The organism is Streptomyces sp. H39-C1 (assembly GCF_027158125.1).
In the GTDB taxonomy this organism is placed as follows: domain Bacteria; phylum Actinomycetota; class Actinomycetes; order Streptomycetales; family Streptomycetaceae; genus Actinacidiphila; species Actinacidiphila fildesensis.
In genome coordinates this window covers 1-13,292 of the sequence record NZ_JAPVLS010000148.1, presented here as the reverse complement: position 1 = coordinate 13,292, position 13,292 = coordinate 1, and the positions used below count along the sequence as shown (strand labels likewise).

12 protein-coding genes are annotated in these 13,292 nt (G+C 69.7%); 7 read left to right on the top strand and 5 right to left on the bottom strand.

From position 1 onward, the window contains the following. Window positions 1–257 (top strand): hypothetical protein (locus O3W51_RS45290; protein WP_269289700.1); only part of this gene is annotated, 257 nt, incomplete at its 5' end. 3 nt (window positions 258–260) lie between these two features. Here O3W51_RS45290 and O3W51_RS45285 read toward each other — a convergent pair. Next, entirely contained in the window at window positions 261–1,010 is a 750-nt protein-coding gene (locus O3W51_RS45285) for a TetR/AcrR family transcriptional regulator (RefSeq protein WP_138359533.1), read from the bottom strand. Between the two features lie 236 nt (window positions 1,011–1,246). Here O3W51_RS45285 and O3W51_RS45280 point away from each other — a divergent pair, with 236 nt between their 5' ends. Further along, complete coding sequence (locus O3W51_RS45280; protein WP_138359531.1) at window positions 1,247–1,834, top strand: flavodoxin family protein; 588 nt, start codon at window positions 1,247–1,249, stop codon at window positions 1,832–1,834. Window positions 1,835–1,885: 51 nt separating this feature from the next. Continuing rightward, the gene (locus tag O3W51_RS45275; protein ID WP_138359529.1) at window positions 1,886–2,875 is read left to right on the top strand and encodes an aldo/keto reductase; all 990 of its coding nucleotides are present in this window, start codon (window positions 1,886–1,888) and stop codon (window positions 2,873–2,875) included. Window positions 2,876–4,050: 1,175 nt separating this feature from the next. Here O3W51_RS45275 and O3W51_RS45270 read toward each other — a convergent pair. Both O3W51_RS45270 and O3W51_RS45265 read right to left on the bottom strand, forming a co-directional pair. Next, window positions 4,051–4,923: a class I SAM-dependent methyltransferase gene (locus O3W51_RS45270; protein ID WP_269289696.1), complete on the bottom strand. Its 873-nt coding sequence runs from the start codon at window positions 4,921–4,923 to the stop codon at window positions 4,051–4,053. Window positions 4,924–5,050: 127 nt separating this feature from the next. After that, a complete protein-coding gene (locus O3W51_RS45265) occupies window positions 5,051–5,644 on the bottom strand; it encodes an XRE family transcriptional regulator (protein ID WP_164297689.1) in 594 nt (197 codons plus the stop codon). A 95-nt stretch (window positions 5,645–5,739) separates the two neighbouring features. Between O3W51_RS45265 and O3W51_RS45260 the strand changes: the two genes are divergently transcribed. Further along, window positions 5,740–6,750: an NAD(P)/FAD-dependent oxidoreductase gene (locus O3W51_RS45260; RefSeq protein ID WP_138359355.1), complete on the top strand. Its 1,011-nt coding sequence runs from the start codon at window positions 5,740–5,742 to the stop codon at window positions 6,748–6,750. Window positions 6,751–6,879: 129 nt separating this feature from the next. Continuing rightward, window positions 6,880–8,493, top strand: a complete 1,614-nt coding sequence (locus O3W51_RS45255; protein WP_138359357.1) for an MFS transporter — start codon at window positions 6,880–6,882, stop codon at window positions 8,491–8,493. A gap of 134 nt (window positions 8,494–8,627) precedes the next feature. On the opposite strand, the gene O3W51_RS45250 is transcribed toward O3W51_RS45255, so the two are convergent. Together O3W51_RS45250 and O3W51_RS45245 are read right to left on the bottom strand one after the other, a co-directional pair. Continuing rightward, window positions 8,628–9,602, bottom strand: a complete 975-nt coding sequence (locus O3W51_RS45250) for a tyrosine-type recombinase/integrase (RefSeq protein ID WP_138359359.1) — start codon at window positions 9,600–9,602, stop codon at window positions 8,628–8,630. A 414-nt stretch (window positions 9,603–10,016) separates the two neighbouring features. Then, a complete protein-coding gene (locus O3W51_RS45245; protein ID WP_138359361.1) occupies window positions 10,017–10,952 on the bottom strand; it encodes a LysR family transcriptional regulator in 936 nt (311 codons plus the stop codon). A 138-nt stretch (window positions 10,953–11,090) separates the two neighbouring features. Here O3W51_RS45245 and O3W51_RS45240 point away from each other — a divergent pair, with 138 nt between their 5' ends. Then, entirely contained in the window at window positions 11,091–12,335 is a 1,245-nt protein-coding gene (locus tag O3W51_RS45240; RefSeq protein ID WP_187144657.1) for an MFS transporter, read from the top strand. Window positions 12,336–12,456: 121 nt separating this feature from the next. Continuing rightward, complete coding sequence (locus tag O3W51_RS45235; RefSeq protein ID WP_138359363.1) at window positions 12,457–13,065, top strand: cysteine hydrolase; 609 nt, start codon at window positions 12,457–12,459, stop codon at window positions 13,063–13,065. Window positions 13,066–13,292: the final 227 nt, after the last annotated feature.

Sequence of the window (13,292 nt, the reverse complement as noted above, 5' to 3'; positions counted from 1 at the left end):
CTTCGTATGAGTGCGGTTCGGTGACAGAACGCATGCTCATGCGGAGGCCGTCCGCCTGTCCGGTAAAGGCCCAGGTGAGTGATGGTGTCCTACTCGATGTTCGAGTCCGGACCATAAATAACAAGCTACAACAGCCGGCGCATCCAAAACGTCTCGGCTTCCTCAGCCCCATCGAGTTCGAGGAACAGCACTACACCAACCGAGCGACGACCGAACTAGCGAACCTGAACACCCGCCAACCCGTCCTGACCAGCTGATCATCACCTCCCGCACACCGGGGGAACCTCAGCCAGCTGCTGAAGCCATTCGCGGAGCAGCGCCATCTCGGCGTCTCGCAGAGATACCCCGGTGCCCGCAGCCGGGGACTTGGTGGTGAGCGCGGTTTCCAGTGCGGCGTCGAGGGCGAGTGCGCGCGAGGCCAGGTCCGACCCGGACGAGGCGGGCGGGTCCGTGGTGATCGAGGCGATGACGGTGTCCCGCAGCCGTGCCGAAGTGGTCAGGTCCCGCTCCGAGGGCTCTTCGCCGATCAGCGCCAGCGTGGCACCCGTTGTCGCCGCGTGGATGACGCGGGTCGCCTGCGCCACCGGAACCCGAAGGCGTCCGGCCTCGGCCGCCCGGCCCAGCAGTGTCACCAGCAGGGCGTGTGCCTCGTCCGCGGCCGGGGGCCGCCGCCCGGGCTGCAGTGTGCCGTACATGAGCATGTAGAACGCGGGGTGCCGCACTCCGAAGTCGACGTGCAGGTCCCAGCCGCGGTAGAGGTCGGCCACCGGGTCGTCGGGGGTCAGCGCCAGTGCCTCCCTTTTCTCGGCCAGGTACATCTCGAACCCGTAGGCGGCCAGCTCGGCCAGGAGTCCGGCCTTGTCGTCGAACATCCGGTACAGCGCTGGGGCCGTGATGCCTGCGGCCGCGGCGACAGCGCGCGTGGAGACCGCCTCGCTGCCGCCCTCTTCCAAAAGCTTGGCGGCCACCTGCAGCACCTGGCGCCGCGCGGCGCGTCGTCCCTCGTTCATGGAACAACGATATCTCATTTTGCGGATCACCGCCCTATCGGTGCTACTGTTTTAAGCGGAACGACGATCCAGGCTGGTGGTGGTCGGCGCCGGCCCGCGACACCCGGGCATGCGCCGCGCCCCGGCCGGGCCGTCGGCTCCACTCGTGGAGCCGTGCGGCCGACCGCCGCAGCGGGCACCGCGTCGACCGCCCGCGCCACCGAACACGCCGCCATCGCGGCAGGAGAGGAACACCCATGTCCGACATCTCGATCGTCATCGCATCGCATTCCGGCTACGGCCACACCGCCCAGATCGCCGCGGCCGTCGAAGACGGCGCGCGCTCCATCGCCGGGACACAGGTCCAGCGCGTGGACGTCGCCTCCCTCAGCGACGCCGACTGGGAACTGATGGACGCCGCAGACGCCATCATCTTCGGCACCCCCACTTACATGGGCACCGCATCCGGGGCGTTTCACGCCTTCGCCGAGGCCAGCAGCAAGCGGTGGATGACCCGCGCCTGGAGCGACAAGCTCGCGGCGGGATTCACCAACTCCGGCTCCATGAGCGGCGACAAGCTGCACACCCTGCAGTACCTCTCACTCCTGGCGGCCCAGCACGGAATGCTCTGGGTGAGCCTGAACCTCCTGCCGGGCTGGAACACCACCACATCCAGCCCCCAGGACGACAACCGACTCGGCTTCTACCTCGGCGCCGGCGCACAAAGCTTCAATGACACCCCCGCCGTCCACGACGCAGACCTGAACACCGCCCGCCACCTCGGCCGGCGAGTCGCCGAGCACACCCGCATCCACCGCGCCGGCCTGACCGCCGCAGCGCACTGACACTACGGTCAGCCAAAAAATACCTTTTAATATCTTTCAGGGGAGTGCGTCATGCAGCACCGGACACTGGGAAGCCAGGGCCTTGAGGTCTCGGCGATCGGCTACGGCGCGATGGGCCTGACCATGGCCTACGGACCCACCGACGAGGAGGCCGGTGTCGCCGCCCTCCGCCGCGCCCACGACCTGAGCGTCACCTTCTTCGACACCGCCGAGATGTACGGCTGGGGCACCGGATCCAACGAGATCCTGGTCGGCAAGGCGGTCAGGGACTTCCGCGACGACGTGGTCCTGGCCACCAAGTTCGGGGTCGACATGTCCATGGCTCCGGAGCAGATCGGCGAAGCTCTCAACAGCCGGCCCGACAACATCCGCAAGGTCGCCGACAACAGCCTGCGCTACCTCGGCGTGGATCACATCGACGTCTTCTACCAGCACCGCGTCGACCCCCAGGTGCCCATCGAGGAGGTCGCGGGCACCGTCAAGGAGCTGATCGACGCGGGCAAGGTGAAGTACTTCGGCCTCAGCGAGGCCGGACCCGAGACGATCCGCAAGGCGCACGCCGTGCAGCCGGTCTCCGTCCTGCAGACCGAGTACTCCCTGTTCGAACGGGACGCCGAGCAGCTCTTCCCCACCCTGGACGAACTCGGCGTCGGCTTCGTCGCCTACTCCCCCCTCGGCCGCGGCTTCATCACCGGCACCGCCAAGCCCGCCGACCAGTACGAAGCCACCGACATACGCACCGTCGACCCGCGCTGGCAGCCGGGCAACTTCGAGAAGAACGTCGAAGCCGTCGACCGGCTCGCCGAGCTCGCGGCGACCAAGGGTGCCACCGTCTCCCAGCTCGCCCTGGCCTGGCTTCTGACCCGGGGCGAGCACATCGTGCCCATCCCCGGCACCCGCAGCCAAAAGCGCATCGAGGAGAATACCGGCGCCGCCGACCTCACCCTCACCGACACCGACCTCAAGGCCATCGACGAGATCCTGCCTCAGGGCGGCTTCGGCGCCCGCTACGCCGGTGGGCACGTGCCCACCTGGATCTGATATCCACCTCGGGACAGATGCCACTCAGGTCGGCTCCGGTGACATCAGCGCAGGGCGGCGGGAGCGAGGCGGATGGTTTCGTGTGGGCGCGTTCGGATGCGTATGGGCATGGGCGTGTAGGCCGTTTTGACCGGCTCGACGGGGTGGGGCGCGGCTCGGGCCCCGGGCAGAGCGCAAACACGGGGCGCCCGCAGCACACCCCACCCACCATAAAGCCCCCCGCACTCCCGCACTCCCGCCCTTTCACCTGCAGCGTTCGGCTAGAGCGTCACCGAGACGCTTTAGCGTGACGCCTCCCGCCGGCGCCAGGCCCGCGTCCGGCACCGCGCAGAACAGAACCGCGCCGACCGCGGATGCTCCACCCCCACAGTCCAACACCGCCCACACACCGGGCACCGGGCCTGCTCACCCCGCTGCATCGCCACCACCCGCTGCCGAGCCCGCCCAAGCGCCCTCCACCGCCGTGACCTGCACCGACCCGAACAAAACACCGCCTCCGGCGCCATCGATACCGACAGCGGATCACCACACTCTCGGCAATACCGCCGGCCCCCACCCCGCCCACCATCCCGCGGCTTCACACCCCAGATCATCCAGCCGCACCACAACCCTGACCAGCCTTCAAAAACAGGCACTGATGGCGTCGAATACTCGTCGGTAGTTGGCGTCATCGCATTGCCGGTGTGTGGCTGCGCGGCGCGCGGCGGGTTCCTGGAGTGTGGCGCCTGACGGGGGCTCATGTTGAGGGGGACATGATGGTGCGTGTTCGTAAGGTCGTGGTGGTGGTTGGTGCTGATGTTCTGGCGGTGGCCTCGCCGCTGGTCTACACGCTGGGTCGGTGGAGGTGGGGAACATGGTGAGCGCGTCGGTCATCGCGGCCACCGCGGTCGCGGCGCTGGCGGTTCCGCTGGGGCCGGACCGCACCAGTGCGCCGTCGGAGGGTGAGGTGTCCGGGGAGGCCGTCGCGAAGGACACTGCACAGGCCAGGGCCGACGGGGGCGGGGAGGCGAACACGGGTGTGCGGCGCCGGCAGGGTGCGGGCGGCTCGGCGCGGGCCGAGCGCACCGGGGACGCGGTCGCCCGGGATCCGGGCAGCCTCGCCAACACCGCCGTCAGGTTGGCGGAGTCTCACTGTGTGTTGGCGCTGCCCGGAGGCTGGTCGGGGGTGTCGGGGATCAGGTGCGGCGGGCGGCCCAGACGGTGCGCTCGGTGCGCATCGTCAGGTCGTCGCGGCGCAGGATGCTGTTTGGGCTGTCGGTGTCGAGGAGCTGGTCGAGCGCGGTGAGATCCTCGGGGGAGAGTGTCTCGGCGACGGCGCTGCGGATGCGCTGCAGGCCGCCGAGGGCGTAGCGGCCGATCGCTTCGTTGCGGGAGCCCTCGATGTTCACGGTGATGGTGTGCTCGCCCTCGACGGTGAATCCGGCGTCGGTGAGCATCGGGCCCCAGTCGGCGCCGCGGTGGGGCATGCGCTCAGCCTGCATGCGGTCGGTCGCTGCGTGGACGCGTTCTTCCAGGCCGGGCCGGTCCGTAGGGGCGCTTGGGGGCAGGAAGCGGGGGAAGCCGGCGAGTTCGACGACGGCGAACAGACCGCCGGGAGTGAGCAGGTCGTGGACGGTGCGCAGTACGCGGTTGGGGCGGGCCATGTGGTGCATCGAGGCTGACGCCCACACCAGGTCCGGTGATCCGAGGTCGGGCCACCCGGCGGCGTCAAGGTCGGCCTGTACGGTGCGCACGCGCTTCTCCACTTCGCGTGCGCACGCTTTTGTGCGCAGGCGCTGAAGGTGCTCGGCTGAAGTATCGACGGCGGTGACGTGCGCATCGGGGAAGCGGTCGAGGAGGGCAAAGGTCCCCGCCCCGGTGCCGCAGCCCAGATCCATGATCTGGCGGGGGTCCGTTCTCAGCGGAAGCCATGCGGTGATGGAGGCGGTGTGCTCGGCGAGGACCTCGGCGTCCAGGTCAAGGATCTCTGCCTGGCCGCCGGTTCCGTGCTGCTGGTGGTGCCCGTGCGGAGCATCGTGGTGGGGGGTGTGCGGGTGTGCTTGGGTCATGCCTTCACCCTAGAAGGGCTATGCGCATGCGGCAAGCACGCTCCCACTCTGCGCAAGATGATGGTCAGGTCTGCTGCCTGGCGCGCAAGATGTCGCCGCTACCGGGGCTGCCGTGCGGACCGCGCCGTCATTCGGGAGTGTCCTGTGCCTCGCGGTCGGGGTCGTCGTTACGGTGACCGCGGCGGGCGTCCCGGTCGAAGATGCCCAGGATCTCGCAGGGCCCACCTTCGGCGCCGATGGCGTGCGGCATCATCGTGGGGAACTCGGCGGCCTGGTTGGTCTCGACGCGGAAGCGGCGGTGGCCGAGCATGAGAATCGCGGTGCCGGACAGGACGACGAGCCATTCGCGCCCCGGGTGGGCGCGCATACGCGCCGGGTTCTCGGGCGGCGGTTCGGTCATGCGCTGGCGCACCACACTCATGCCGGGGTCGCCCTTTACAAGCCAGCGCATCCGGCCGTGGGCTCCGTCGATCGTCGGGCTGGTGACGACATCGTCGGCGGCCGTCTCGACGAGCTGGTCGAGGGTGGTATCCAGGGCGCGGGCGAGGGTGACGAGCTGGTCCAGCGCGAGGCGGCGCTGACCGTTCTCGATGCGGCTGAGCGAGGACTGGCTGAGGTGCGCGCGGGTGGCCAGTTCCTCCAGGGACCAGCCCTGCGCCACCCGCAGAGCGCGGATGCGTTTGCGTACGAGGCTGTCTAGCTCTCCATCTTCTTGCGTCATAGGCAACAGTATATGCCCTTGATGCAAGGCTGGGTTAGCGTCGCGTGCAGAGGGACCGGAACATACGGGACCATGCGCGAAGGAAGGACAGGGCCATGACGGAGACGGCTTCCGTGTACGAGAGCGACACACTGCCTGGTGAGACGGTGGACGCCGTGGTGATCGGCGGCGGGGCCGCAGGGCTGAACGGTGCGCTGATACTTGCCCGCTCCCGCCGCTCCGTCGTCGTGATCGACAGCGGCACCCCGCGCAATGCGCCCGCCGCGGCGATGCACGGCTTCATCGTCCTGGACGGCACGCCGCCCTCCGAGATCCTCAGGCAGGGCCGGGAGCAGGTGCGCCAGTACGGCGGCCGCATCGTCTACGGCGAGGTGGCATCGGCCGAGCCCGCCGCCCCGTCACCCGACGGGGACCTGCGCTTCAGCGTCGTCCTGGCCGACGGCCGCATCCTGACGACCCGCCGGGTGCTGGTGGCCACCGGCCTGCGGGACGTGCTGCCCGATGTGCCCGGTCTGGCCGAGCGCTGGGGCCACAGCGTGGTCCACTGCCCCTACTGCCACGGCTGGGAGGTCCGCGACGAGCCCATCGGCATCCTCGCCACCGGCCCCGCATCCCTCCACCACGCCCTGCTGTTCCGGCAGTTGACCGACGACCTGATCTACTTCACCCACGGCACCGACCTGGATGAGGACGCCCGGGCGCGCTTCGCCGCCCGCGACATCCGCGTCATCGACACGCCCGTGCAGGAAGTCATCAGCCAAGAGGGCGGCATCGCGGGGGTCCGGCTGACCGACGGCGCATTCGTTAAGCGCCGCGTCCTCGCCGTCGCCACCCAGATGCAGGCCCGCACCGAGGGCCTGGACGCGCTGAAGCTGCCGATGGAGGACCTGCCCGACGACATGGGGCGGCGTTTCGCCTCCGCAATGGCGGGCACCACCGCGATTCCGGGCGTGTGGGTGGCCGGCAACGCCACCGATCTGAGCGCCCAGGTCGGCGCCTCCGCCGCAGCCGGGGCGCTGGCCGGCTCCCACATCAACGCCCTGCTGGCCACCGCGGACACCGATGCGGCCCTCGCCGCAGCGCAGGGCAGCACTGTCATCGCCTGACACCTCTACTTTCTCGGCTGAACCCGGCGCGGGAGCGCAGCCCTCGCTGCGCGCGGCGGCCGACCCCACCTGCACGGCGACCGGCACTGCTCCGGCGCTGACTTCGCATGCCCTTTTTGAGAGGAAACGATGACTACGAACCAGCCCGTCCCGGGGGCAGCCGAACACGCAAGAGACGATGGCACGCCGGAGGCGCGTCAGCTGCGCAGGATCCTCATCGCCGTCTCGATCGCGCTGATGGCCGTCATCGCGTCGGTGTCCGGACTGAACGTCGCGCAGACCCACATGGCCGTCGAATTCGGTGCCTCGCAGAGCACGATCCTGTGGATCATCAACATCTACACCCTCGCCCTGGCCGCGCTCCTGCTGCCACTCGGTGCGATCGGTGACCGCTTGGGCCGCAAGCCCATGCTGGTCGCCGGGCTCGGTGTCTTCGGCGCCGCGAACGTCGCAGCCAGCCTGGCCCCGACGGCGGAGATCATGCTCGCCGCGCGCGTGGCCAGCGGCGTCGGCGCAGCCATGATCATGCCGATTACGCTGGCCGTCATCACCTCCACCTTCCCCGAGGAGCAGCGCGGAAAGGCGATCGGCGTGTGGACCGGTGTCGCCGGGGGCGGCGGCATCCTGGGCATGTTCCTCTCCGCCCTCCTGGTCGACGTCGCCGACTGGCGCTGGCTGTTCGCCCTGCCGGTGGTCCTGGTCCTGGTGGCCCTGGCCATGACCCTGAAGTCGGTTCCCAACTCCCGCGAGAAGTCGCCCCATCGCTTCGACACCGTCGGCGCGCTGGCCTCCACCGTTGCCGTGGTCGGCCTCATCTTCGTCCTCCAGGAAGGCCCCGAGCACGGCTGGACCGCCCCCGCCACCTTGATCAGCCTCGCCATCGGCCTCGTCGCCTCCGTCGGCTTCGTGTCCTGGGAACTGCGCCGGCGCGACGCTTCACTGCTGGACGTGCGGCTGTTCCGTGAGCGGGGCCTGGCCAGAGGCTCGATTACGCTGCTGGTCGTCTTCGGCGTGCAGGCGGGTATCGCCGTGGTCCTCTTCCCTTTCTTCCAGGCCGTCCTGGGCTGGTCCGGTCTGTTGTCCACGGTCGCGATGATGCCCATGGCCGTCATGATGATGATGGCCTCCGGCCTGGCGCCCATGCTCGCCGCCCGCATCGGCGCCCGCTCGACCATGGCCGCCAGCATCGCGCTGGCCACCCTCGGCCTGGCGCTCATGGCCCTGTCCGTCTCCGTCGAGGGCGGATACCTGTCCATCCTGCCCGGCCTGCTTGCCATCGGCCTCGGCATGGGCCTCTCCATGACCCCGTCCACCGAGGCCATCACTGCCTCCCTGCCGCGTGGGAAGCAGGGCGTCGCCTCCGCGCTCAACGACGTCACCCGCGAGTTCGGCACCGCACTGGGTGTCGCCCTGCTCGGCGCGCTCGTGTCCGCCGGCTACCGCAACACCATCGACGACCGGCTCCACGGCATCGCCCAGGGGGCCGCGGACACCGCACGTGAAGGCATCGCCAACGCCGCCGAGATCGCACCCAGCACCGGCTCGAACGCACAGAGCCTGCTCCATGCCGCCCAGCATTCCTTCGTCGACGGCTGGCAGCAGGCCATGTGGGCAGGCGTCGCTGTCATGGGTGTGCTCTTCGTCTATGTCGCCCTGCCCGGCCCGAAGAACACCGCCACCGCCGTCAGGGACGAGACAGAAGCCACCGAGACCGGCCCCGCCCGCCAATCACAGAACAGCTAAGCGCACAGCAAGCAGACCGCTCGCGCTTCTGCGGGGTGTCCGGCACCATGCTCGCGGTACCGGACACCCCACGTGTCGATCAGGCCAAAAGGGCCATGGCCTGATCTTGAACAGCTGAAGCTCTGGTCAGGCGGTCAGCGCCTGCTGTCGCCGAGCGCGAGCAGGCTGGTCAGCTCGGCAATCGCGTCGGGAGACGGCTTGAAGTACCGGCGGACGTTCTCGGGCTTCTTGTGCCGGGACTTGGCCATGAGCATCAGCAGCGACGCGCCCTGCTCGCCGAGGTGAGTCAGGGAGGAATGGCGGTACTCGTGCAGGTCCCATCCAGTGCCTGGCCCCCGCAGCGCGGTGTGCTCGTCCAGCAGCGCGCGGGCCTGCCCGTAGGAGAGCCGGGCCAAGCCGGTGTCCGGGCACACGTCGCGTCGGCTCACTACCTTCCCCGGCCCGGGGCGGCGATGGGTGACGAACACCGGCCCGCGGGTGCGGCCCTTCAGTAGCCGCGGCAGCAGGCGGGCGGTGCCCGCGTCCCAGTAGACGGTCTCCAGCACGTAGTCCTCGCGGACCTGCCCCCGGCGGCGCGCCTTGGTCCGGGCGCCCTTGGCCTTGACCTGGCAGCGGCGCCCGGCAAGGTCCAGGTCCTCGATGTTCACGCCGAGGATCTCCTCCGCCCGCCCGGCGGTCTCGTACAGCATCCGCCACAGCGTTTTCTCCCGCAGGTGCACCTCCCGGCGGGCGACGAGGCGGTCGACCGCCATCTTCGAGCGGGCCGAGGTCTCGGAGTCCGGCACCGCCACCCGCTTCGCCCAGGCCGGGACCGCCGGACCCTCGTAGCCGCGCTCACGGCACCAGCCGAGCCAGGACATCACCGCCGCGCGGCGCGAGTTCCAGGTGTTGACCGCTGCGGTGCCCCACAGCAGTTCCAAGACCTCGCCGATCTCTTCGTCCGCCACCGTCGCCAGCGGCCGGCCCTCGCCGAGCCGTTCGGCGCTCTTCCCCACCCCGATCCCGTAGTTGCGGACCGTGTTCGGGTTGCCGAGCGAGTCGAGGAACACGTCAGCCGCCGCCCGGACGGTCAACGCCTTGCCGGTCGGCAGCTGTACGACGACGGGCACCGCTTCCCCCTTGGCACAGATAACAGGGTCGCTTCATGCAGCGGCCGGGACACGCCACCGCAGGTGACAGATCAAGCTACCGCAGATATTGGGGTGTTATCTGTGGGAAGACTTCAGCGGATGCCCGGGGCCGATGCTCCGTCAGCTGCCCACAATGGACAACAAAGGCTTAGCGCACGATCTGACATGGATGTTTCTCAAGCCCCGTGCCCGGCGGTGTCCGCGGCCCATCCTAGGGGCGAAATAGGGAGGCGGAACTCCGGACCGGATCCGATTGGATCGGCGCGCCGTTTCCGCTGGTCGGGGGCGCGTGACGATTGGATCGACCGATGGGGGCGGAATCGACCGATTCCGCCCCTGCCTGCCTGCCACCGCCCGTCGATCCGGCCGCGATGATCGCAGGCGTGGCGGCGTTCATCGCGGGAGCACCCAGCCCGGCGTCCAGGTCCCGGTGGCGTCGTGGCCGGGCTTCGTGGCGGCGAGCTGGGCGCGGAGGGTGGCCAGCGCTGGGTGGGGGTTATCGCGGTGCCAGAGGAGCGAGTGCGGGTAGACAGGTGTCGGGTCGGTCACTGGGATGCGGCGCAGGCCGTGGCCGGCGGGCCAGACGAGGCGGGTGTGCTCGCTCATGAAGGTGGCCAGGGCCGGGGTGTCGGCGACGGTGTCGAGGAGCGCGTCGGAGCCGAAGTTGGGGCCGGTCGCCTCGATGGCGAGGCCGAACGCGGCGACGAGGTCGTCGTAGTAGGCGGCCCACTCGCTGCCGGGGAGGAGCCCGGGCATCCAGATCCGGTGTCCGGCGAGCTGGGCGAGGGTCACCGACCGGGCGGCGGCCAGCGCGTGGGCGGGGCCGGTGAGGAGCTGGAGCGGTTCGTCGAGCACCCGGACGGACTCGATGTCCTCGGGAAGCGGCTGGCCGGGCGCGGTGACGGCGCGGAAGGATGCGTCGATCGCACCGGATCGGATGGAGGTGACGGCCCTGTCGATGTCGAGCAGCATCAGCACGTCGAGGTCGATCTCGGGGTGCGCGCTGTGGAAGCCACGCATCAGGCCCGACGCCGCGCCGCGCGAGTTGATCACGTCGACGCGCAGTGGACGGCGGCCAGCGCGCACGGACGCGACCGCGCGCTCGGCGGCGCGCAACAGGTCGCGGGCGTGGGGCAGGAACGCCTGCCCGTCGATGGTGAGCTCGACGCCGCGCGGCGTGCGGGTGAACAGCCGCACGCCGAGGTCGCGCTCCAGGACGGCGATGCGCTTGGAGACGGCCTGCTGGGTGATCGACAGGTCGGCGGCGGCCTTCTGAAACTGGCCCGCTTCCGCGATGGCGGCGAAGGTGCGTACGGCTTCTAGATCCATGCCGACTCACCTTAGTGAACAACAGATGGTTGTGGAGAGACGGCATGTTAGTTGTTTGACCTGCGGTTGTTCTGCTCGCTTAGCTCTCACTAGTCAATGTCAGTTTGTTCGAGTGAGACGTCGAGGGGCGCGCTAAGCATGATGGGCAGGAGAGCGTTGGGCCAGCAGTTCGGCTGGCTGTGGGCGGCGTACGCGGTGAGCGCGTACGGGTCCGGGCTGGGGTTCGGGGCATTACCACTGGTCGCCGTGCTGGTGTTGCGCGCTGGCCCCGCCGAGGTGTCCGCGCTGTCCGCGGTGGGGCCGGCGGTGGGCGCGCTGATCGCGGTGCCACTCGCGCCGTGGGTGGAGTTCCGGCGCAAGCGCCCGGTCATGATCGCGATGGACCTGACCCGGTTCGCGGCGATGGCGACGATCCCGGTCGCCTATGCCTTCGGCTGGCTCGGTTTCGTCCAGCTGCTCGTGGTCTCGGCTGTGGTCGCCGCGGCAAAGATCGCGTTCAACGCGGCCAGCGGCGCCTACCTCAAGGCCCTCGTCCGGCCGGAGGACCTGCTCGTGGCCAACGCGCGGTTCGAGTCCACGAACTGGAGCTCCATCGCGGTCGGGCCTCCGCTGGGCGGGGCGGCGATCGGCCTGTTGGGGCCGGTCACCACCGTGGTGGCCGACACGCTCAGCTACCTGCTCTCCGCGCTGGGCATCACCGCGATCCGCGGCCGGGAGGAAGCGCCGCAGGCAAGCGACAAGTGCCCGCTCCGGGCGCGCGCACTGCTCGACGGCTGGCGGCACATCATGGGCGAGCCCGGTCTGCGGGCGCTCTACCTCAACAACATGCTCGTCTCCGGCCTGATCATGGCCACCGAGCCGCTGCTCGCCGTGCTCCTCCTGCGCCAGCTCGGCTTCCCGCCCTGGCAGTACGCCCTCGCCTTCGCCGCCCCCTGTTTTGGTGGACTCATCGGCTCCCGGCTGGCTCACCGGGTCGTGGCCCGCTACGGACGGCACCGGGTCTTCCGGACCGTCGGCACCCTGCGCGCCGTCTGGCTGATCGGCCTGGTCTTCGTCCGTCCCGGCGTCGTCGGCCTCGTCACCGTGATGGCCGTCGAGCTGGCGATCATCATCAACATGAGCCTGTACACCCCAGTGCTCGCCACCTACCGGCTCGAACGCACGCCCAAGCACCTCGTCGCCCGCGCCCTGACGGCCTGGTCGATCGGCCAGCAGGCGTCCATCGCGCTCTGCACCGCGCTCGGCGGTCTGCTCGCCGACGTCACCAGCCCACGCACCTCTCTCACGGCCGCGGGACTGCTCATCCTGGCCACCCCGCTCCTGCTTCCCCGGCGTGACCAGGCGCCGCAACACGAGCCGGAACCGTCCCTCGGCCACTCATGACCCACCGCGACAACCCGCCACCGAAGCCCGCAGGCCACAGCCGGTCCGCCAGGCCGCAGCTGGACCGGCCGTGCGCGCGTCCGCGCCGACCGGGCACACCACCAGCAAGGAGGACACCCGCATGAGCACCGCCCCCGCCGCCCCCGCCCTCGACCCCGCGCACACCGCTCTTCTCGTCTTGGACTGCCAGCCCGCGATCCTGGCAGCCCTCCCCGAAGACGGGGACCGCGAGGCCCTGCTCGGCCGTATAGCAGGGGCCATCGCCGACGTCCGGACGATGGGCGCCACCATCGCCTACGTACGCGTCGGCTTCACCGAGGCCGACTGGGACGCGATCCCGGCCGTCAACAAGTCCTTCGGCCCGCTGGCCCAGCACCGTGCCCTGCACCACGAGGATCCCGCCGCTGCCGTCCACGAGCGACTGGCCCCCCAGGACGGCGACATCACCGTGCGCAAGACCCGCTACGGCGGCATGTCCACCACCGACCTCGACCAGCAGCTGCGCGAACGCGGCATCACCACTCTGGTCGTCTCCGGCATCAGCACCAGCGGCGCCGTCCTGTCCACCGTCATCGACGCGGCCGACCGCGACTACCAGCTCTACGTCCTGTCCGACGGCGTCGCCGACCCAGACACCGAAGCCCACCACGCCCTGCTCCGTCACGCCCTCCCCTCACGCGCCCACATCATCGACACCGCCGAACTGCCCGCCCTGCTCCGGGCCAACTGACCCGAACCACGCACCGATCCCACCCACGGCCGCCGCCATCTGGGGTTCGCAGAGGCTTTAAAGGCATATGAGTCAAATGGGCCTGGAGCCCACCTGCCTTAGAAGCTGTTGTCTTTCCGCGAGTGATCGCTGTGTTTCCGCTGGTCAGGCATGACATTGCCATCTTGGCGGCAGGGATGAGGTGTCGTGTCGTCTCTTCGGTGGAGGTGCTGGGGTGCCGTCGGTGA